This window comes from Streptomyces sp. NPDC029014 (assembly GCF_055564695.1).
On the sequence record NZ_JBVHVT010000006.1, the window covers coordinates 32,071 to 51,338 of the forward strand.

Consider the following 19,268-nt stretch of genomic DNA (forward strand, 5'->3'; position numbering starts at 1 on the left):
GGCTGTCACCGCTGTGTGGTGAGCCTGTGCCCCGTCTGTGAGTCCGCCGGGCGGTCAGCGGCGCCCGCCGGGATGACCGCCTGAATGCCTGTCGGGATGCCTGTCGGGAATCCTGTCCGGCTGCCTGCCCAGATGCCTGCCGGGGGCGTCTCCTGAGCGAGCGGGAGCAGGACCTCGAAGCAGGTCCGCCCCGGCTCGCTCTGCACGTCGACGCGGCCGCCGTGCGCGGCGACCACGGCCTCGACGATGGCGAGCCCCAGACCGGTGGAGCCTGCCGCCCGCGAGCGGGAGGCGTCGCCGCGGGCGAACCGCTCGAAGACGTGCGGGAGCAGGGCGGGCGGGATGCCGGGGCCGTCGTCCGTGATGCTCAGCCGGACGGTCGTTGTTTCACGTGAAACACGGGCGGTGACGGTGGTGCCGGGCGGGGTGTGGGTGCGGGCGTTGGCGAGCAGGTTGACCAGCACCTGCTGGAGCCGGGCCGCGTCGGCGCGGACGGGCGCGGGCTCGTCGGGGAGGTCGAGCCGCCAGTGGTGGCCGGGGCCGGCCGCCCGCGCATCGCTGACCGCGTCGACGACGAGCGGGGCCAGGTCGGTGTCGGCCAGGGAGAGGGGCCGGCCGGCGTCGAGCCGGGCGAGCAGCAGCAGGTCCTCGACGAGGCCGGTCATGCGCGTCGCCTCGGACTCGATCCTGCCCAGGGCGTGCCGGGTGTCGGGGCCGGGCTCCTCGCGTCCCCGACGGGTGAGTTCGGCGTACCCGCGGATGGAGGCGAGGGGGGTGCGCAGTTCGTGGCTGGCGTCGGCGACGAACTGCCGGACCCGCATCTCGCTCTGCTGGCGGGCGGTGAGGGCGGAGGAGACGTGCCCCAGCATCCGGTTGAGGGCGGCGCCGACCTGGCCGACCTCGGTCCTCTCGTCGGCTTCGGCTTCGGGGACGCGCTCGTGCAGGACGGGTTCGCCGCTGTGCAGGGGAAGCTCGGAGACCCGGGTGGCGGTGGCCGCTACCCGGCGCAGGGGGCGCAGGGCGACCCCGACGAGGGCCTGCCCGGCGAGGGAGGCGGCGATCAGCCCGGCCAGGGTGACGCAGACCTCGACCGCGACCAGGGTGCTCACGGTGGAGTCGACCTCGGTGAGCGGGAAGCCGAGGGCCACGGTCCCGTCGCGGGAGAGCTGGACGCGGTAGGTGCCGAGGCCGGGCAGCTCCAGGTCGGCGGGCTCGGCCGGGCCGCGGCGTGCCGCGGCCTTGCGGGCGGCTCCGGCGAGGGCGTCGGACTGGGCCTGGGTGAGCTGCTGGCGCTGGTCGTATCCGGGCCCGCCGAGCGCGGCGAGGCGGCAGCCGGTGACCGTGCCGTCGTTCGCGATCCGGATCCCGGCGGCTCCTACCGGGGTGCCGGGGGCGACGACGAAGCCGAGGTTGTTCTCGGCGGGGGGCTTCCCGCCCGGGGACCACCGGTTGGCCATGTCCACGGAGATGCGCAGCTGCTGGTCGACCTTTTTGACGAGGTACTCGCGCAGCGCGAGGGTGGTGACGGTGCCGATCGCCGCGCCGACGACGGCGATCAGCAGCACCGCGGACACCACGAGGCGGGCCCGCAGGGACCAGGAGCGGGGGCGCCGGGTCCGCCGCGGGCGGGGGGAGGACGGCGGCACTAGTCGGCCGGCTTGATCAGGTATCCGGCGCCGCGCCGGGTGTGGATCATCGACGGCAGGCCGGGGCCGCTCTCCAGCTTCCGCCGCAGGTAGGAGATGTACAGCTCGACCACGTTGGCCTGGCCGCCGAAGTCGTACGACCACACCCGGTCCAGGATCTGGGCCTTGCTGAGCACCCGCCGCGGGTTGCGCATCAGGTAGCGCAGCAGCTCGAACTCGGTGGCGGTCAGGTGGATCTCCCGGCCCGACCGGGACACCTCGTGGCTGTCCTCGTCGAGCACCAGGTCGCCGACGGCGAGGACGGAGCCGCCGCGCGCGGCCTGGGCCGCCCCCGAGCGGCGGACCAGGCCGCGGAGCCGGGCCACGACCTCCTCCAGGCTGAACGGCTTGGTGACGTAGTCGTCGCCGCCCGCGGTCAGCCCGGCGATCCGGTCCTCGACCGAGTCCTTGGCGGTCAGGAACAGCACCGGGATCTGCGGGATGGCGCGGCGCAGCTGCCCGAGGACGGCGAGGCCGTCCATGTCGGGCAGCATGACGTCGAGGACCACCACGTCGGGCCGGAACTCGCGGGCGGCCCGCACCGCACCCGCCCCGTCGCCCGCGGTCCGGACCTCGCAGCCTTCGTAGCGCAGGGCCATGGAGAGCAGTTCGGAGAGCGCGGCCTCGTCGTCGACGACGAGCACCCTGCAGGGCCCGCCGTCGGGGCGGACGAGGGCGGTCGGGCTGCCGGTGGACGTGGACGCGGGGGAGGCGGTCGTCGCAGTCATGTGACCACGTTGGCGGCCGCCCCTGAGAGCGTTCTTGCGCCTTTCTGTGAATTTCCTGAGAAACGGCTGATCAGTCCAGGCCGAACAGCCGGGCCCCGTTGTCGTGGCAGACGGCGCGCAGCCAGTCGTCGCCCAGGCCGAGCCGTTCCAGGGCGGCGAGCTGGTGCTCGTACGGGTAGGGGATGTTCGGGAAGTCGGTGCCGAGCAGGATCCGGTCGCCGAGGTCCGCGAGCCGTCCGAGTTCGGCGGCTGGGAAGGGGCCGAACCGCTCCGAGAAGTCGGTGAAGGCCATGGTGGTGTCGAGGCGGACCCGCTCGTACCGCTCGGCGAGGTCGAGGAACTCCCCGTACTCGGGCATCCCCATGTGGGCGACGACCAGTGCCAGCCCGGGGTGGCGGGCGAGCACGGCGGAGATGGGTCCGGGGCCGGTGTGCTTGCCGGGGACGGGACCCGAGCCGCAGTGCACCACGATCGGGATGCCGGCCTCGGCGAGCATCCCCCAGACCGGGTCGAGCAGTGCGTCGCCGGGGTCGTAGCCGCCGACCTGGAGGTGCGCCTTGAAGATCCGGGCTCCGGCGTCGACGGCCTGGCGGACGTACGCGGCGGCCGACTCCTCGGGGAAGAAGGTCGCGGTGTGCAGGCAGTCGGGGGTGCGGGCGGCGAACCCGGCGGACCATGAGTTGAGCCAGGCCGCCATCTGCGGCTTGTGCGGGTACAGCATGGCGGTGAACGCCCGGACCCCGAACTCCCGCAGCAGCGCGACCCGCCGCTCCTCCTCGTGCCGGTACGTGATGGGCCAGGCGACGCCGGTCAGCGGGCCGACCGCGTCGAAGTAGTCCCACACCTTGGCCAGGACCCGCTCAGGCATGAAGTGCGTGTGGACGTCGACGAGTCCGGGCAGGCCGAGCCGCTCCCGGAAGGCGCGGACCGCCTCAGCCGTTGCGTTCAAAGCCATGGCTCCGCTCCACGGTCGCGACGTGCAGGGTGTAGCTCTCGTACCACTCGTCGCGGCCCCGCTTCATCGCCGCCTGGTGTTCGAGGTCCTGCCGCCACCGGGCGAGGGCGTCGTGGTCGCGGAAGTAGCCGACGGTGATGCCGAGCCCGCCAGGGGTGCGGGCGGACTCGTAGCCGAGGAAGCCGGGGATCTCGCGGACGAGCTCGTCCATGCGGACGGAGGTCTCCGGGTAGCCGCTGTCCTCGGCGGTGCGGACGGAGCTGAAGACCGCCATCAGGTACGGCGGTTCGAAGGCGGGCACGGGCTTGATGGTCATGAACACACCCTCGGCGGCGGCCCGGCGCACTGTCCACCGCAAAGCGGCCCGAACGGCCAAGGGGATCCAAGATTTGACCTTGGGGCACGGCAGACGGCCGCCGGGACCTGGAGGGGGAGCCTGGGCCCAGGAAGGAGCCGGGGCTCAGGAAGGAGCCGGGGCTCAGAAGAGCCCGTCCTGCCCGTCCGCGGTGCCGGACGGGAGGACGAGGGCGGCCGTCGGCACCTCGGTGGTCCGGCCGGCGGCGGGGGCGACGAGCTCCCAGCCGGCCAGCAGGCGGGTGTCGACGACGAGCCCGTCGGCCAGGTGCAGATCGGGGCCGGCCGCTGCGGCGAGCCGGCCGACGACGGCTCCGCCCGGCACCATCTCGGTGGCCACCCGCAACGGGGCGGGCAGTGCGGTCAGCCCGAACGGCCCGGCGTGGTCGGTGACTTCGCAGGCCAGTGGCTCCAGGGACGAGGGCCACCCCGGCAGGGCGAGGGCCCGGCCGTGCAGGGCGGCGACCTCCCGGGCCCGGTCGGCCGGGTCAGGCAGGGCGGCCCGGGCGGCGCGCTTGCGGGCGTACGGGATCCGGTCGGGCACCCCGAGGGCGGCGCGCAGCAGTTCCTCGGTGCGCCGACCGGCCATCAGCGGGCCGCGGCCGAGCCAGGCCCAGGTGACCGCCCCCTGCTCCAGCAGCCGGGCGGGGCCCCGCTCCTCGGCGGTGATGCCGACCTTGACCATGCCGGGCCCGAACCAGGCCAGGTAGACGCGGTAGGGGCGCGGGTCGGCGGCGTTGGTGTCGGCGGCCACCGAGAACGACCGGTCCAGGCGGGCGCATTCGGGGCACTGGGCACTCGTGGCGCGACCCGGGACGCGGGCGGCGGTGGGGCACGGGGTCCGTTTCCCGGCGCGGCGCACGCCGAGGCAGCTCCGCTCCCCCCGGGCGGCGAAGGCGAGGGGCCGGCCGTACCCGAGCGGGTTGCTCCGTTCGCCGCGCCCTTCGGCGTACCAGCCGATGGCCGGGTGGCCGCTGCTCCACCGGATCCCGGTGCACCGCCAGGTCACAGCGGGAGGGGCCGCTCGAAGAAGGTCTCCAGGACGACGGTGGCGTGCGTGCCGCTGACCCCGTCGATGGCGTAGAGCCGGCGCAGCACGTCCTGCAGCTGCTCGGTGGTGGCGGTGCGCACCTTCACGAGGACCGAGGCGCTGCCGGCGATGACGTGGGCCTCCTGGAGCTCGGTGATGGCCTCGAAGGCGCCGGCCGAGTCCCCCATCCAGGCGTTGGCGTCGACCATCACGTAGGCGAGCACCCCGCTCCCCACGGCGGCCGGGTCCACGTCGACGGTGGTCCGCCGGATGACCCCGCGTTCGCGGAGTTTGCGCACCCGTTCGTGGGCGGCCCCGGCGGAGAGCCCGACGGCCGCGCCGAGGGCGGCGTACGGCTGGCCCGCGTCCTGCTGGAGGCGCCGGACGAGTGCCCGGTCGATGTCGTCCACGCGATTTTCCTCCCCACTGTCGGGCAATCCCTTGCATCGACGGTACATGATCCTGCAATCTGCCCAAGAAACCGAACACGATTCGGCAGTTCACTCATCAGGGGGAATGATGTCATCCATTGCCGACCCCGATCTGTACGAGGTCCTGGACGAGCGCTTCCGCACCGGCCGCTGCGCCAACGGCGACGCCCGCCTCGAACGGCTCCACGACGACTGCCGCTGGGCGGAGGGCCCGCTCTACCTCCCGGCCTGGCGGCAGCTGGTGTGGAGCGACATCCCCAACGACCGGATGCTCCGGTGGGACGAGGCGACGGGCACGGTCTCGGTCTTCCGGTCCCCGGCCGGGCACCCGAACGGCAACACGCTGGACCGCGAGGGCCGCCTGATCACCTGCGAGCAGGGAAACCGGCGCGTCACCCGGACCGAACCGGACGGCCGTGTCACCGTCATCGCCGACCGTTTCGAGGGCAAGAGGCTCAACAGCCCGAACGACGCCGTGGTGCGTTCGGACGGCTCGATCTGGTTCTCGGACCCGGACTTCGGCATCACCAGCGACTACGAGGGCGTGCGCGCGCCGTCCGAGATCGGCGCCTGCAACCTGTACCGCGCGGACCCGGTGACCGGCGCGGTGCGGATCGTCGCGGACGGGTTCCGCGGCCCGAACGGCGTGGTCTTCTCGCCCGACGAGAGCGAGCTGTACGCGGCGGACACCGTGGCGGGACACATCCGCGCGTTCGAGGTCCGCGAGGACGGCACGCTCGGCGGCGACCGCGTCTTCGCCGAATGCCGCCACGTGGACAACATCCGCTTTGACGACGAGGGCCGGCTGTGGGTGGCGGCCATGGAGGAGGGCGTGCACTGCTATGCGCCGGACGGCACCCTGATCGGCCGGATCCGCGTCCCGGAGCCCGTCTCGAACATCGCCTTCGGCGGCCCGAAGAACAACCGCCTCTTCATCACCGCCACGACCTCGCTCTACTCCCTGGTCCTGTCGGTGACGGGCCTCCCCCGCGTCCGGTAGTCCACCGGCCCCGGCGGCCCGCCGACCCAACGCAAGAGGCCCCCCGGCGAACCGGGGGGCCTCTTGGGCTGTGCACTCGGCAGGATTCGAACCTGCAACCTTCTGATCCGTAGTCAGATGCTCTATCCGTTAAGCTACGAGTGCTTGGGCTTCCCGGGGTTTTTCGCCCCGTTGGCCTTGCGAGAACAACAATACATGGACCTTGCCGGGACGCGAAATCCGTTAACCAAACCGGCTCTGACCTGCGAAAACGCCCCGGAGGGTGATCGTCCGGACTGATACTCCCCCCGGCCCGGCGCCTACGGACCTCGAAGGCGGCCGCGATCCGGGCGGCGTGGCCGACGCATTCGGCATGCGCAGGACGGGCTGGATGCGCTCGGCGGTGCACAAGACGCGCACGGGATGTGCGAGGGGAGTGCGCGACGAGGGAGTGCGCGGTGCGAGGGGGGTGCGCGGGATACGGAACGCGCCGCAGAAGCAGCGAAGCCCCGGTCCGTGAGGACCGGGGCTTCGGTGGCTGCGGAGGCGGAGGGATTTGAACCCTCGATGGGGGGTAAGCCCCAAACCGCATTAGCAGTGCGGCGCCATAGACCGGACTAGGCGACGCCTCCAGCACACCCTCGCGTACGAAGGTGCGTGCAGATGATGACACAGCCGCAGGGCCGCTCACCAATCCGCTCCCAACGGTACTAGGCGAGCTGGCCACAGAGCAAAGGCTTAATCACTCCCGGCACACGCGTCCGCGGCAGCCGTCACGCACCGCGTGCGCGCGTCGTTGGTCCCGGCGTACGACGTACGGACGACCTGGAGTGCCCCATGTTGCGACTCGCCGCCTTCGCCGTCACCTCCGTCCTGGCCACCGCCGCCGGGGGCCCGCTGCCCCCGCTGACCCCACTGCCCCTCGAGCGGCTGCTGTCCTCCCCCGACCGCCTCACCATCTCCGTCTCGCACACCGGCAACCCGCGGGCGGACGGGGAGTACCGGCTCGAGTGCAATCCCGCCGGCGGGGACCACCCCCGGGCGGAGCAGGCGTGCGCCCGGCTCGACCGGTTCGCCAGGACGGGGGAGAACCCCTTCGCCGCCGAGCCCGACCGGCAGATGTGCACCCAGCAGGACGGTGGACCGGCCCGGGCGCACATCACCGGCACCTGGCAGGGCTACAGGGTGAACGCCTCATTCCGGCGAACCAACGGGTGCGAGATCGCGCGGTGGCGCAACCTGGAACCTGTGCTTCCGGCCGGGCGCCCCTGACCTGGGAGGATGCGGCGGATGCCCGGAGTACCCGGAACATCCGCCACCTCAGGCCGGGGCCGTGCCCTTAGACTCCTCCCGTGACATGCCGGTAGTCGTGGTCAGGGAGGAAGCTCGTCGTGAGCAGCAGGCCATCCCGAGGCGCTGCTCGCCTCGCAGCAATACTCGACGCGCTTCCGGACGCGCTGCTTCTCGTCAACGCCAACGGCACGGTCGTCAACGCGAATTCGATCGCCCTCGAGGTCATGGAGAGCCCCGGCACCGGCCTGGTCGGCCGCGGCGTCCTGGACCTGTTCCCCGAATTCGACTCCAAGCTGATCCCCGGCTCGATGCGCCGTCCCGGCGACGACGACGGCAACCGGGCCAAGCCCAAGCGGATGGTCGCGCGGCGCACCGACGGCAGCGAGTTCCCGGTCGAGGTCACCCACGCCCACCTGGACGGCCGGGACGCCTACCGCGAGCCGCAGCCCGCCTACACCGGGGATGAGCTGCTGATGCTCGTCGTACGCGACCTGTCCGAGACCGTGGACACCGAGGCCGAGCTGGCCCGCTCGCAGCGGCAGACCGAGATGATCCTGCGTGCCGCCGCCGAGGGCGTCGTCGGCACGGACACCGACGGCCGCGTCGTCCTCGTCAACCCGGCGGCCGCACAGATCCTCGGCTACCGGGCCACCGACCTCGGCAACCGCGAGCTGCACGCCCTGATCCAGCACTCCCGCGCCGACGGCTCCCCGTTCCCCTTCGAGGAGTCCCCGCTCGCCGACACCCTGCGCAGCGGCCGCAAGCACCGGGTGCGCGGCCAGGTGCTGTGGAACAAGGCCGGTCAGCCCGTCTCCGTGGACCTGACCACCTCTCCCGTGCGCGACGGCGACGTCCTCGTGGGCGCCGTCATGACCTTCACCGACCGGCGGCCCTTCGACGCCCTGGTCGCCCGGCACGCCCAGCTCGTCGCGGTCCTCGGCGACTCCCTGCGCGGCCCGTTGGAGGAGCTGCGGGGCGAGCTGGCCACGCTGGCCGCCGACGACGGCGGCCAGCTGTGGCCCGAGGCCAACCAGCTGCTGCACCACCTCGCCGCCGGGTACTCCCGGATGACCACGCTCGTCGACAACGTGCTCGCCTACCAGCGACTGGACGCCGGCAGCGAGAAGCTGAAGAAGAAGAACGTCCTCATGGACGGGGTCGTCAAGGCCGGCGTCGACGGCGCCGTCGAACTGATCGGCCCGGGCCGGGCGCAGTTCGCCGTGCACGCGCCGACCATCGAGGCCGAGGTCGATGCGGAACGCATCGCCACCGCCCTCGCCCACCTCGTCGCGGATGTCGCCGGAGTGGACGCCACCGGCAAGACCCCCCAGGGCAGCGGGTACGCCGACTCCACGATCGTGGTGGCCGCCGCGCAGCGCGGCAAGGTCGTACGCATCGAGGTGCGCGGGCCCTACCAGGGCGGAGACCCGGTGCACGAGCCGATCGTGCGCGGCATCGTGACCGCGCACGGGGGCATGCTGCAGACGGTGGAGGTGCCCGGCGCACCCGGCGGCGCGTACGTGCTGGAACTCCCGCTGGGCTCGGGCGCCGGCACGGTGACCCTGCCCGATCCGGAACCGGAACCCGAACCGGAACCCGAGCCGGAGGCCGCGGCTGACGCGAAGGGCGAGCCGGATGCACAGGGCGGCGGGGCCTCGGCGCCGGCCGCCGGATCCGGGGGCGCGGCCCCCAAGGGCACCGGGCGGCGCGGCCGGCGTGGTGTGGACGCCTTCTTGGAGGACTCCGCCGACGAGGCGGGCGCGCCCGACTCCGCTGCGGCCGGGGGCGCACTGGCACTGCCGTCCGGGCGGCGGCGGGCCGGCGAGACACCCGCGGACGCGGCGGCCCCTGCGCTCGCCCAGTCCCCGGTGAACCCGGCCGGCCTCGGCACCGGCCGCCGGCGCGGCCGCGACGGCGACGGCGACGGCCCGGGCTCGGGTTCCGGCGCCGAGGGTGGTACCGGCAGGCCCGTGCCCCCGCAGGGCACCGCCATGCCCGCACTGCCGCCCGTGCCCTCCGTGCCGCCGGTTCCGGTGAGCGAGCACCCCGCCGGTCGGCGGCGTGCACTGGGCCAGGCCGGTCCCGCGCGGCCCGGCGGGCCGGTGCCCGCGACCGGGCTCGCTCCGGCCGCACCCGCCGGCGGACCGGCTCCCGCCCGGCCGATCGCCCCGGAGGGCGGCTTCGCGCTGCCCGCCGGCCCGACGCCGGGTCCGGTCCCCGTGCCGGCTTCGGCCGCCGTCCCGGCCGCCGCTCCCGTTCCGCCCGGGGCCGCCGTCGGACCGTTCCCGGCCGCGCCCGGCCCGACCGGATCGGCGCCGGCCGGTGCCCCGGCTCCCGCCTCCGCTCCGGTCCCGGTCGCAGTCCCGGTTCCGGGGTCAGCTCCCGGTGGCTCCGCCGAGGGCGAGGCCCCGGTCGGGCGGCGTGCCCGGCGCACGCTGGGTACGCCCGGCGCAGAGTCCACGGCTTCCGCCGCGCCGGCGGCCGCGGGCGACGGGGAGTCCGTACCGCCGACCGGGCGGCGCCGTGCGCTGCCGCCCACTCCCGCCTGGCCGGTTCCGGCGGCCCGGACCGCCCCCGAGGACGACGAGGCCGCCACGGCCGGCCGTGGCGCCGTGCCCGGAGCGCGGCAGCCGCAGGACGGCGCGGCCGAGCCGGGACAGCCGATCAGCGTCCGCGCCCTCGGCACCCTCGGCCAGGGCATCTCGGTCGACCCGACCGCAGCGTCCGGTAACGGCGCCGCCACCAATGGGTCCGGTCGGCGCCGCCGGCTCGCCGAGCCCGCCCCGCAGGGCCGTGCGTTCGTGATAGGCGCCCCCGAAGCGGGCGCGGCCGAGGGGCCGGAGCCGCTCGACGGGCCCGGCGGGGCCGTCGAGGTGGTCAGCCGGCCCGTTCCACCGCCGGTCGACGACGAGCTGCCGCCGGAGCCGCTGGACAATCCGCGCCGGCTCCTGGTGTGGCCGGCGCCCGATGTGCAGACGCAGCAGGCGCTCAGCGACAACGGCTACCGCCCGGTGGTCGTGCACTCCCGCGAGGAAGTCGACGCGCAGATCGCCGCGTTCCCCGCGGCCCTGTTCGTGGACCCGCTGACCGGCCCGATCACCCGGACCGCCCTGCAGTCGCTGCGCGCGGCCGCGGTCGCCGCGGAGGTGCCCGTACTGGTCACCGCCGGGCTCGGCCACGCCTCGCGCGAGGCGGCGTACGGCGCGGACCCGGCCGTGCTCCTGAAGGCGCTCGCGCCGCGCGACAGCGAGCAGCATCCGTCGCGGGTCCTGCTGATCGAGGAGCGCGACGGGATCGCGACGGCGCTCACGGCCGCGCTCGAACGGCGCGGGCTCCAGGTCGCCCGGGCGGGCGCGGACACCGACGCGGCGGAGCTGGCGTCCCGGATGCGGCCCAACCTGGTGGTCATGGACCTCATGCAGGTACGCCGCCGGCGGGCCGGCATCGTCGACTGGCTGCGCGCCAACGGCCAGCTGAACCGGACCCCGCTGGTGGTCTACACGGCCACCGGCATCGACGAGGCCGCGCTGCCGCGGCTCGCCTCCGGGGAGAGCGTGCTCTTCCTCGCCGAGCGGGCCACCACCGCGGACGTCCAGGGTCGCATCGTGGACCTCCTCGCCAAGATCGGCACCAACTAGCCATCCTGGCCTGATGGCCATCACCCACACGTCCGAACACGCCGTCCCCGCCGACAACGGGGAGGTGAGCCTGCTCATCGCCCGTCAGGTCGAGCCGGGGTACGAGGAGGCGTTCGAGAACTGGGCGCGCGGGATCCTGGAGGCCGCCACGTCCTTCCCGGACCACCTCGGCTACGGGCTGTTCCGCCCGGCGCGGGCGGGCGGGCCCTGGTTCCTCGTGCACCGCTTCCGCGACCAGGTCGCGTTGCAGCGGTGGCAGGACTCCCCGGAGCGGGCCGCCTTCTTCGCGAACTGCGAGGGCCACCACCACACCGAGATAGCCCGGCGCGAGCTGCACGGCATGGAGACGTGGTTCGCCAAGCCGGGTACGGCCCAGCCCGCGCCGCCTCGGTGGAAGATGGCGATCAGCTCGGGGCTGGCCATCTTCCCGATCTCGCTGGTGGGCAACGCGGTGCTCGGGCCGTATCTGGTGGACGTGCACTTCGTGCTGCGGACGGCGGTCTTCGCCGCCGTCTTCAGCACTTTGATGACCTACGTGGCCATGCCCGCCGTCAGCAGGCTGCTGCGGCCCTGGCTCACGCGCGGCTGACGGCGGCTCAGTCGAGCACGGTCACATCGAGCTCGCCGTCGGCGTACTGCCGGCGGATCACCTTCTTGTCGAACTTGCCGACGCTGGTCTTGGGGACCGCCTCGATGAACGTCCAGCGCTCGGGCAGCTGCCACTTGGCGATGGACTGGCCGAGGAAGGCCCGCAGCGCCGTGTGGTCCACGCTCCCGCCCGCCTTGAGGACGACGGTGGCCAGGGGGCGCTCGCCCCACTTCTCGTCCGGGACGGCGACGACCGCAGCCTCGGCGACATCGGGGTGCGCCATCAGCGCGTTCTCCAGCTCCACGCTGGAGATCCACTCGCCGCCGGACTTGATCACGTCCTTGGCCCGGTCGGTGAGCGTGAGGAAGCCGTCCGGGCTGATCACGCCGACGTCGCCGGTCTTGAGCCAGCCGTCGGAGCTGAACTTGTCCTCGGGGCGCAGCGGTTCGCCGAGACCGCCGCCGTAGTAGGCGCCGGCGATCCAGGGACCGCGCACCTCCAGCTCGCCCGCCGACTTCCCGTCCCAGGGCAGGACGTCGCCGCCGGGGCCGACCAGGCGGGGCTCGACGCCCGCCGGGAAGCGGCCCTGGGTGATCCGGTACGGCCACTCCTCGTCGGCGCTCAGGCCGGCCGGCGGGTGCGCCATGGTGCCCAGCGGCGAGGTCTCGGTCATGCCCCAGGCGTGGCAGAGGCGGACGCCGAGCCTGTCGTACGCCTCCATCAGGGCGGGCGGGCAGGCCGCGCCGCCGATGGTGACCTGCCGCATGGAGCTCAGGTCGCGCGGGTTCGCAGTGACCTCGGCGAGCAGCCCCTGCCAGATGGTGGGGACCGCCGCGGCGTGCGTGGGCCGCTCCCGCTCGATCATCTCGGCGAGCGGGGCCGGCTGCAGGAACCGGTCCGGCATCAGCATGTTGATGCCGGTCATGAAGGTGGCGTGGGGCAGGCCCCAGGCGTTCACGTGGAACTGCGGGACGACGATGAGGCTGGTGTCCTTGTCGTTCAGCCCCATCGACTCGGCCATGTTGACCTGCATCGAGTGCAGGTAGACGGAGCGGTGCGAGTAGACGACGCCCTTCGGGTCGCCGGTGGTGCCCGAGGTGTAGCACATGGCGGCGGCCTGGCGCTCGTCCAGCTCCGGCCAGTCGTAGTGGTCCGGGCGGCCCGCGAGGAGCTCCTCGTACTCGTGGACGCGGACGCCGAGCCCGTCGAGCGCGGAGCGGTCGCCGATGCCGGCGACGACCACGTGCTCGACCGTGGGCAGGTGCGGCAGCAGCGGGGCGAGCAGCGGCAGCAGCGTCCCGTTGACCAGCACGACGCGGTCGGCGGCGTGGTTGGCGATGAAGACGAGCTGCTCGTGGGGCAGCCGGAGGTTGAGGGTGTGCAGGACGGCGCCCATCGAGGGGATCGCGAAGTACGCCTCGACGTGCTCCGCGTTGTTCCACATCAGGGTGGCCACACGGTCGTCCTGCTGGACGCCGAGCTCGTCGCGCAGGGCATGGGCCAGACGCCCGGCCCGGGCTCCGATCTCGGCGAAGCTGCGCCGGTCCGGCTCCGCCTCCCCGGTCCAGGTGGTGACCTGGGATTTCCCGTGGATCGTCATCCCGTGACGGAGTATCCGGCTGACGAGGAGCGGTACGTCCTGCATCGTGCTCAGCAAAGCGTCCTCCCGTGGGCGCTGCGGCGCTGCGGCGGCTTGGAATGCTGCCGATTCTGCGCACGTACCGGTCGGCATGTCACTACCCGGAGGTACAAACACGGCGCGCAATCGCTGTCGGGGGGCCCGGAGTGGCGCCACGCACAGGCCGGGGTGGCGCGGACGGTGCACGGCGCACACGCAGCTGCGCGGGCGGACGGTGTTTCACGTGAAACGACGGCCCGTGTTTCACATGGAACAACGGCCGGGGTTTCACGTGAAACAGCCCTGGTCGAGCAGGACGGGAGGGGCCCGGGTCAGCGGACCGGGCTCAGCTCCGGGTCCTCGCGGAGCTTGACCAACGCGCGGGAGACGGCGCTCTTGACCGTGCCGATGGAGACCCCCATCAGCTCGGCGGTCTGGGCCTCGGTCAGGTCCTCGTAGTAGCGCAGGACGACCATGGCGCGCTGCCGGTCGGGCAGCCGGGTCACGGCGCGCCACATCGCGTCGCGCAGGGCCTGTGCCTCGGCGGGGTCGGTGCCCGACGGCACCTCGGTCTCCGGGAGCTCGTCGCAGGCGAACTCGTCGACCTTGCGCTTGCGCCACTGGGAGGTGCGGGTGTTGACCAGGGCGCGCCGGACGTAGCCGTCCAGGGCCCGGTGGTCCTCGATGCGGTCCCAGGCGGCGTAGGTCTTGGCCAGTGCCGTCTGGAGCAGGTCCTCTGCGTCGCACGGGTTGGGCGTCAGCGAGCGCGCGGTGCGCAGCAGGCCCGCGCCCCGGGTCCGGACGTACGCCGAGAACGACGGGTACGGCGTCGGCTGCGAGGCGAGCGTGCACACGGGCGTGGTCATGGCTCCACGCTAGAAGCGCGGGGACGTGCGGGGATCGGCCGCAAGTGCCGAAGCCGGGTCCGCCTCAGGTTGTAGGGGTGGGGTGCGCCCCACCTCCTGAAGGTGGAGGGGGCGGTGGCGGCGTGCGGGCGCCGGGGCACGGGGCCTCAGCCGTCCGCCCCGAGGATGAGCCCGGAGGTCGGCACCCCGGTCCCGGCCGTGACCAGGGCGTGTGCGGCTCCGCGGACCTGGTTGACGGAGGTGCCGCGCAGCTGGCGCACGGCTTCGGCAATGCCGTTCATACCGTGGAGGTACGCCTCCCCGAGCTGGCCGCCGTGGGTGTTGAGGGGCAGCGCGTCCGCGGCCACGAAGTCGGCGGCCTCGCCGGGCTTGCAGAAGCCGAACTCCTCCAGCTGCATTAGCACGAACGGCGTGAAGTGGTCGTAGAGGATGCCGACGTCGATGTCCGAGGGGCGCAGTCCGCTGGTCCGCCACAGCTGCCGGGCGACCACGTCCATCTCGGGCAGGCCGGTGAGGTCGTCGCGGTAGAAGGAGGTCATGCCCTCCTGTCGGCGGCCCGCCCCCTGCGCCGCCGCGGAGATCACGGCGGGCGGGTGACGCAGGTCGCGGGCCCGCCGGGTACTGGTGACGACGATCGCCTGTCCGCCGTCCGTCTCCTGGCAGCAGTCCAGCAGCCGCAGCGGTTCGACGATCCAGCGCGAGGCGGCGTGCTCGGCGAGGGTGATGGGCCGGCCGTGGAACCAGGCGGCGGGGTTGTTCGCGGCGTACCGGCGGCTGGTGACGGCGACGTGACCGAACGCCTCGGGGGTGAGGCGGTGGGCGTGCAGGTAGCGCTGGGCGGCCATGGCCACCCAGGAGGCCGGGGTGAGCAGCCCCCAGGGCAACGACCAGCCCAGGGCGGCGCCCTCCGCCGAAGCTTCGCGATGCTGCACGCCGGAGCCGAAGCGGCGGCCGGAGCGCTCGTTGAAGGCGCGGTAGCAGACGACGACCTCCGCGACGCCGGTGGCGACGGCGAGGGCAGCCTGCTGGACGGTGGCGCAGGCTGCGCCGCCGCCGTAGTGGATGCGGGAGAAGAAGGAGAGGTCCCCGATCCCGGCGGCCTGGGCGACCGTGATCTCGGGGCTGGTGTCCATGGTGAAGGTGACCATGCCGTCGACATCGGCGGGGGTGAGCCCGGCGTCGTCGAGGGCGGCGTGCACGGCTTCGACGGCGAGCCTGAGCTCGCTGCGGCCGGAGTCCTTGGAGAACTCGGTCGCGCCGATGCCGGCGATGGCGGCCCGACCGCCGAGCCCGTCCCTGCTGCGCACGCTCATGCCGTGGCTCCCGGGGCGCATGCCGTGGCTCCCGGCGCGGGCAGGGTCACGGTGACGGAACCGGTGACGTGGTGGCCGATGCCGTTGGCGCCGACCACGCGGATCTCGGCGGTGTCCCCGTGCAGGGCCGTGACGGTGCCGGTGAGGGTCATCGTGTCGCCCGGGTGGTTCGGGGCGCCCAGCCGGATGGCCACCTTGCGCAGGACGGTCCGGGGGCCCAGGTGGTCGGTGATGTACCGGCCGACCAGGCCGTTCGTGGTCAGGATGTTCATGAAGATGTCCGGGGAGCCCTTCTCGCGCGCGAGCTCGGCGTCGTGGTGCACGTCCTGGTAGTCCCGGGAGGCGATCGCGCCCGCGACGATGAGCGTGCGGGTGATCGGGATCTCCAGCGGCGGCAGTGTGTCGCCCACGTTCATGCGTGCTCCCCCTCGGATGCCGTGTGCGGCCGGGACAGGAGGGCGCCGAGCTCGGCCAGCAGCTCGCTGCCGCAGCCGAGATGGGCGTCGAGCTGGCGCCCCCACAGGAAGTGCCGGTGGACGGGATGGTCCAGGTCGGCGCCCGTCCCGCCGTGCAGGTGCTGGGCCGCGTGGACGACCCGCTTGCCCGCCTCCGAGGCCCACCAGGCGGCCGTCAGGGCGTGCTCGTGCGCCGGGAGCCCCTGGTCGATGCGCCAGGCCGCCTCGTAGGCGGTGACCCGGATCGCCTCGGTGTCCATGTGCGCGTCGGCCGCGCGCAGCATCACGCCCTGGTTCGTGGAGAGCGGTCGGCCGAACTGCTCGCGGGTGGAGGTGTACTCGGCCGCGCGGGCCACGGCGCCCGCGCAGACGCCCGCCTGGAGCCCCGCGAAGGCGGTGCGGGCGGCGGCGAGGACGGCCTTGTAGGACTGCCCGCCCGGAGCGGCGGCCGGGCCCAGCGGTTCGGCCTCGGCCCCGGCCAGCACCAGCCGGCCGGCGGCCCAGGGGGCGGTGGTCTCCACGGGTGCGGTCTCCACACCGGGCGCGTCCGTCCGGACGAGCCACAGGGCCCGTTCGGCATCCGGGACCAGGACGTGGGTGGCGCCGCGCAGCCACGGAACGGCGGGAGCGGTGCCGGTCAGCCGGCCGTTCGCCGAGGCGGTGAAGCGTCCGCGGGCCGGGAACGCTCCGGTGGCCACCGCCTCGCCCGTCCCCAGGGCGGGCAGCAGCCGGGCGCGCTGCTCGGCGCTGCCGTGCGCGGCGACGGGGAGGACCCCGTAGGCGCAGGTGGCGGCGTACGGGACCTGTGCGGTGGTGCGGCCCTGCTCCTCCAGCAACAGCACCAGCCCCAGCAGGCCGGTGTCCTCCACCGCGCCGATCAGCCCGGACCCGGTGAGGGCCTTCCAGAGTTCGGCGTCGGTTCCGGTGCCTGCCACGGCGAGGCGTTCGTGGGTGGCGAGGTCGCGGAAGATGCGGGCGGCGAGCGCGACCGCGGCGGCCTGCTCCTCGGTGGGGTGGAAGTCCATCAGGCCTCCGCCCCGCCGCGGAACACGGGCAGCTCCAGGTCCTCGTCCACCCGCAGGAACTCCAGCCGGACGGGCATCCCGATGCGCACCGCGTCGTACCGGACGCCGGTGATGTTGGTGATCATGCGGACTCCCTCGGCGAGTTCGACGAGCGCGACCGCGTACGGCGGGTCGAAGGCCGGGAACGGCGGGTGGTGCATCACGACGTGGCTGAAGACCGTGGCCTCACCGCAGGCCTCGACGGTGTCCCAGTCCAGGCCCGCGCAGGCGTTGCAGCCGGGCAGCCAGGGGAAGCGGAGGGTCGCGCAGGACGTGCACCGCTGGATCAGCAGCTTGTGCTCCCGGACGCCGTCCCAGAAGCCCTGGTTGTCGCGGTTGATCACGGGGCGGGGACGACGGGGCCGTTCCGGCCGCGCGGGCGGTGCGGCGGCCTGCGGGGGACCGGCCGGGCGGGGCGGCCGGGCGGCGGGGGCGTACTTGAGGATCCGGAAGCGGTGGGTGCCGACGGGTTCGTCGCCGACGCGGAGGTCCATGCGGGTGGTCACGAAGTGGCCGGAGCCCAGCCTGGTCGTCTTGCGCGGCGACACGGACTCGATGACGGCGTCGAAGGTGACGGTGTCGCCGGGGCGCAGCGGGCGCAGGTACTCCTGTTCGCAGTCGGTGGCGACGACGGAGGTGCAGCCGGCGCCGTCGAGGAGGGCGAGGAGTTCGTCGTAGGCGCCGGAGCGGGCGGTGTGCCCCGACAGTCCGCCCATCGTCCACGCCTGGAGCATGGTGGGCGGGGCGATGGCGCCCGGGCCCGTGTAGGCGGGGTTGGTGTCGCCCATCGCCTCGCACCAGTGCCGGATCATGGCCTCGTTGACGGGGTCCTTGCCCTGCCCGGTGGTGGCGGCGGGCCGGCCCTCGTAGGCCAGGAGCTGCGCGAGGAACCGCCGGGCTGCCGCGTCCTGCGTCTCCCCGGGCGCCGTGGCGGTCATCGCTTCCTCCCCTTCATGCCGAGCCGCATCATGGCGACGATCTCCCGCTGGACCTCGCTGACCCCGCCGCCGAAGGTGTTGATCTGGGCGGCCCGGTTCATCCGCTCCAGCTCGCCGTCCGCGAAGGCGCCCGGGCCGTCTCCCCGTACGAGGGCCTGCTCGCCCACCACCTCCTGGCACGCCCGGTACACCTCGACGGCGTTCTCGGTGCCGAAGAACTTCACGCCGCTGGCGTCACCGGGGGCCAGGGTGCCGGCGCCCACGTCCTGGACGAGGCGCCAGTTGAGGAGGCGGACGGCGGCCAGCCGGGCGTGGGCCTCGGCGAGCCGGGACTGCACCCAGGGCCGGTCCGCGGGGCGTTCGCCGGTCACCGGATCGGGGGTGCGGGCGTGTCGGAGCGCGGCGTCGTGGAAGTTTTCGGCCTGCATGCCGATGGCGGCCAGGGCCACCCGCTCGTGGTTGAGCTGGTTGGTGATCAGGCTCCAGCCGCCGTGCTCGGGGCCGACGAGGTTGCCCGCGGGCACGCGGACCGCGTCGTAGTACGTGGAGGTGGTGGTCAGGCCCCCCACCGTCTCGATCGGGGTCCACGAGAAGCCGGGCGCGTCGGTCGGCACGAGGATGATCGAGATGCCCTTGTGCTTGGGGGCCGCGGGGTCGGTGCGGCAGGCCAGCCAGATCCAGTCGGCGTTCTGGGCGTTGGAGGTGAAGACCTTCTGGCCGTCGATGATCCAGTCGGCTCCGTCGCGTACGGCGCGGGTGCGCAGGGAGGCCAGGTCCGTGCCGGCCTCGGGTTCGGAGTAGCCGATGGCGAAGACGGTCTCGCCGCGCAGGATCCCGGGCAGGAGGTGGTCCTTCTGCTGTGGGGTCCCGTACTTCATCAGGGTCGGGCCCACCGTGTTGAGGGTGACCATCGAGACGGGGGCGCCGGCCCGGTAGGCCTCGTCGAAGAAAACGAACTGCTCGTCGGCGCCGCGCCCCTGGCCGCCGTACTCGACGGGCCAGCCGAGGCCGAGCAGGCCGTCGGCCCCGATGCGGCGCAGCAGGGCGCGTTGGGCGGCCGGGTCCGCGGGGGTGCCGTCCGGTATGAGGGCACGGAAGTACGCGCGCAGTTCGGCGCGGAGCCGCAACTGGCCTTCGGTCGGGGCGAGGTGCACGGCGCAGGCCTCCCGGCGTCACATCGTCGATGTGAATCTGACTGTCCGTCAGTTCTACGCGGGATGTCAAGGTCGGCGACGGGACCGCGGGCACGCACGGCAAAGGGGCGGGGGGGGGGGGGGGGGGGAGGGGGGGGGAGGTTGGGTGGTGGGGTGTTGTTGTTTGTGCGGGATGTGC

17 protein-coding genes and 2 tRNA genes are annotated in these 19,268 nt (G+C 73.7%); 4 read left to right on the forward strand and 15 right to left on the reverse strand.

Annotated elements, in window-relative coordinates:
• Nucleotides 1–5 precede the first annotated feature (5 nt).
• The 6 genes from ACZ4VL_RS04910 to ACZ4VL_RS04935 all read right to left on the reverse strand — a co-directional run bounded on the left by ACZ4VL_RS04910 (nucleotide 6) and on the right by ACZ4VL_RS04935 (nucleotide 5,162).
• Nucleotides 6–1,646, reverse strand: coding sequence for a sensor histidine kinase (locus ACZ4VL_RS04910; protein ID WP_468195914.1), 1,641 nt, complete (start codon nucleotides 1,644–1,646; stop codon nucleotides 6–8).
• Nucleotides 1,646–2,413 (reverse strand): response regulator transcription factor, encoded by a 768-nt coding sequence (locus tag ACZ4VL_RS04915; RefSeq protein WP_468195916.1) that lies wholly within the window; start codon nucleotides 2,411–2,413, stop codon nucleotides 1,646–1,648. The genes ACZ4VL_RS04910 and ACZ4VL_RS04915 overlap by 1 nt, the downstream gene beginning before the upstream one ends.
• Nucleotides 2,414–2,483: 70 nt before the next feature.
• Nucleotides 2,484–3,368 carry an amidohydrolase family protein gene (locus ACZ4VL_RS04920; protein ID WP_468195919.1) on the reverse strand — a complete coding sequence of 295 codons (885 nt, stop codon included), beginning with the start codon at nucleotides 3,366–3,368 and terminating at the stop codon, nucleotides 2,484–2,486.
• Complete coding sequence (locus tag ACZ4VL_RS04925; protein WP_468195921.1) at nucleotides 3,346–3,684, reverse strand: antibiotic biosynthesis monooxygenase family protein; 339 nt, start codon at nucleotides 3,682–3,684, stop codon at nucleotides 3,346–3,348. The genes ACZ4VL_RS04920 and ACZ4VL_RS04925 overlap by 23 nt, the downstream gene beginning before the upstream one ends.
• A 162-nt stretch (nucleotides 3,685–3,846) precedes the next feature.
• Nucleotides 3,847–4,731, reverse strand: a complete 885-nt coding sequence (locus ACZ4VL_RS04930) for a DUF2797 domain-containing protein (protein ID WP_468195923.1) — start codon at nucleotides 4,729–4,731, stop codon at nucleotides 3,847–3,849.
• Entirely contained in the window at nucleotides 4,728–5,162 is a 435-nt protein-coding gene (locus ACZ4VL_RS04935) for an Lrp/AsnC family transcriptional regulator (protein ID WP_468195925.1), read from the reverse strand. The genes ACZ4VL_RS04930 and ACZ4VL_RS04935 overlap by 4 nt, the downstream gene beginning before the upstream one ends.
• A gap of 109 nt (nucleotides 5,163–5,271) precedes the next feature.
• Here ACZ4VL_RS04935 and ACZ4VL_RS04940 point away from each other — a divergent pair, with 109 nt between their 5' ends.
• Entirely contained in the window at nucleotides 5,272–6,183 is a 912-nt protein-coding gene (locus ACZ4VL_RS04940) for an SMP-30/gluconolactonase/LRE family protein (protein WP_468196144.1), read from the forward strand.
• A gap of 71 nt (nucleotides 6,184–6,254) precedes the next feature.
• Here the strand turns inward: ACZ4VL_RS04940 and ACZ4VL_RS04945 are convergent.
• Both ACZ4VL_RS04945 and ACZ4VL_RS04950 read right to left on the reverse strand, forming a co-directional pair.
• Nucleotides 6,255–6,327, reverse strand: a tRNA-Arg gene (locus ACZ4VL_RS04945).
• A 376-nt stretch (nucleotides 6,328–6,703) separates the two neighbouring features.
• A tRNA-Ser gene (locus ACZ4VL_RS04950) sits at nucleotides 6,704–6,794 on the reverse strand.
• 205 nt (nucleotides 6,795–6,999) lie between these two features.
• Here ACZ4VL_RS04950 and ACZ4VL_RS04955 point away from each other — a divergent pair.
• From ACZ4VL_RS04955 to ACZ4VL_RS04965, 3 genes are all read left to right on the forward strand, one after another.
• Nucleotides 7,000–7,434, forward strand: coding sequence for an SSI family serine proteinase inhibitor (locus ACZ4VL_RS04955; RefSeq protein ID WP_468195928.1), 435 nt, complete (start codon nucleotides 7,000–7,002; stop codon nucleotides 7,432–7,434).
• 119 nt (nucleotides 7,435–7,553) lie between these two features.
• Complete coding sequence (locus ACZ4VL_RS04960; RefSeq protein ID WP_468195930.1) at nucleotides 7,554–11,093, forward strand: PAS domain-containing protein; 3,540 nt, start codon at nucleotides 7,554–7,556, stop codon at nucleotides 11,091–11,093.
• Nucleotides 11,094–11,106: 13 nt separating this feature from the next.
• Nucleotides 11,107–11,682, forward strand: a complete 576-nt coding sequence (locus tag ACZ4VL_RS04965; RefSeq protein ID WP_468195932.1) for an antibiotic biosynthesis monooxygenase — start codon at nucleotides 11,107–11,109, stop codon at nucleotides 11,680–11,682.
• Between the two features lie 7 nt (nucleotides 11,683–11,689).
• On the opposite strand, the gene ACZ4VL_RS04970 is transcribed toward ACZ4VL_RS04965, so the two are convergent.
• From ACZ4VL_RS04970 to ACZ4VL_RS05000, 7 genes are all read right to left on the reverse strand, one after another.
• Nucleotides 11,690–13,339, reverse strand: a complete 1,650-nt coding sequence (locus ACZ4VL_RS04970; RefSeq protein WP_468195934.1) for a long-chain fatty acid--CoA ligase — start codon at nucleotides 13,337–13,339, stop codon at nucleotides 11,690–11,692.
• Between the two features lie 293 nt (nucleotides 13,340–13,632).
• Entirely contained in the window at nucleotides 13,633–14,166 is a 534-nt protein-coding gene (locus ACZ4VL_RS04975; protein WP_468195936.1) for a SigE family RNA polymerase sigma factor, read from the reverse strand.
• Nucleotides 14,167–14,312: 146 nt separating this feature from the next.
• Nucleotides 14,313–15,479 carry a lipid-transfer protein gene (locus tag ACZ4VL_RS04980; RefSeq protein ID WP_468195939.1) on the reverse strand — a complete coding sequence of 389 codons (1,167 nt, stop codon included), beginning with the start codon at nucleotides 15,477–15,479 and terminating at the stop codon, nucleotides 14,313–14,315.
• A complete protein-coding gene (locus tag ACZ4VL_RS04985; protein ID WP_468195941.1) occupies nucleotides 15,476–15,895 on the reverse strand; it encodes a MaoC family dehydratase in 420 nt (139 codons plus the stop codon). Before ACZ4VL_RS04985 ends, ACZ4VL_RS04980 begins: the two co-directional genes overlap by 4 nt.
• Nucleotides 15,892–16,959: an acyl-CoA dehydrogenase family protein gene (locus ACZ4VL_RS04990; protein WP_468195944.1), complete on the reverse strand. Its 1,068-nt coding sequence runs from the start codon at nucleotides 16,957–16,959 to the stop codon at nucleotides 15,892–15,894. The genes ACZ4VL_RS04985 and ACZ4VL_RS04990 overlap by 4 nt, the downstream gene beginning before the upstream one ends.
• Nucleotides 16,959–17,936, reverse strand: coding sequence for a bifunctional MaoC family dehydratase N-terminal/OB-fold nucleic acid binding domain-containing protein (locus ACZ4VL_RS04995; protein ID WP_468195946.1), 978 nt, complete (start codon nucleotides 17,934–17,936; stop codon nucleotides 16,959–16,961). Before ACZ4VL_RS04995 ends, ACZ4VL_RS04990 begins: the two co-directional genes overlap by 1 nt.
• Nucleotides 17,933–19,090, reverse strand: a complete 1,158-nt coding sequence (locus tag ACZ4VL_RS05000; RefSeq protein ID WP_468195949.1) for an acyl-CoA dehydrogenase family protein — start codon at nucleotides 19,088–19,090, stop codon at nucleotides 17,933–17,935. The genes ACZ4VL_RS04995 and ACZ4VL_RS05000 overlap by 4 nt, the downstream gene beginning before the upstream one ends.
• Nucleotides 19,091–19,268 lie beyond the last annotated feature (178 nt).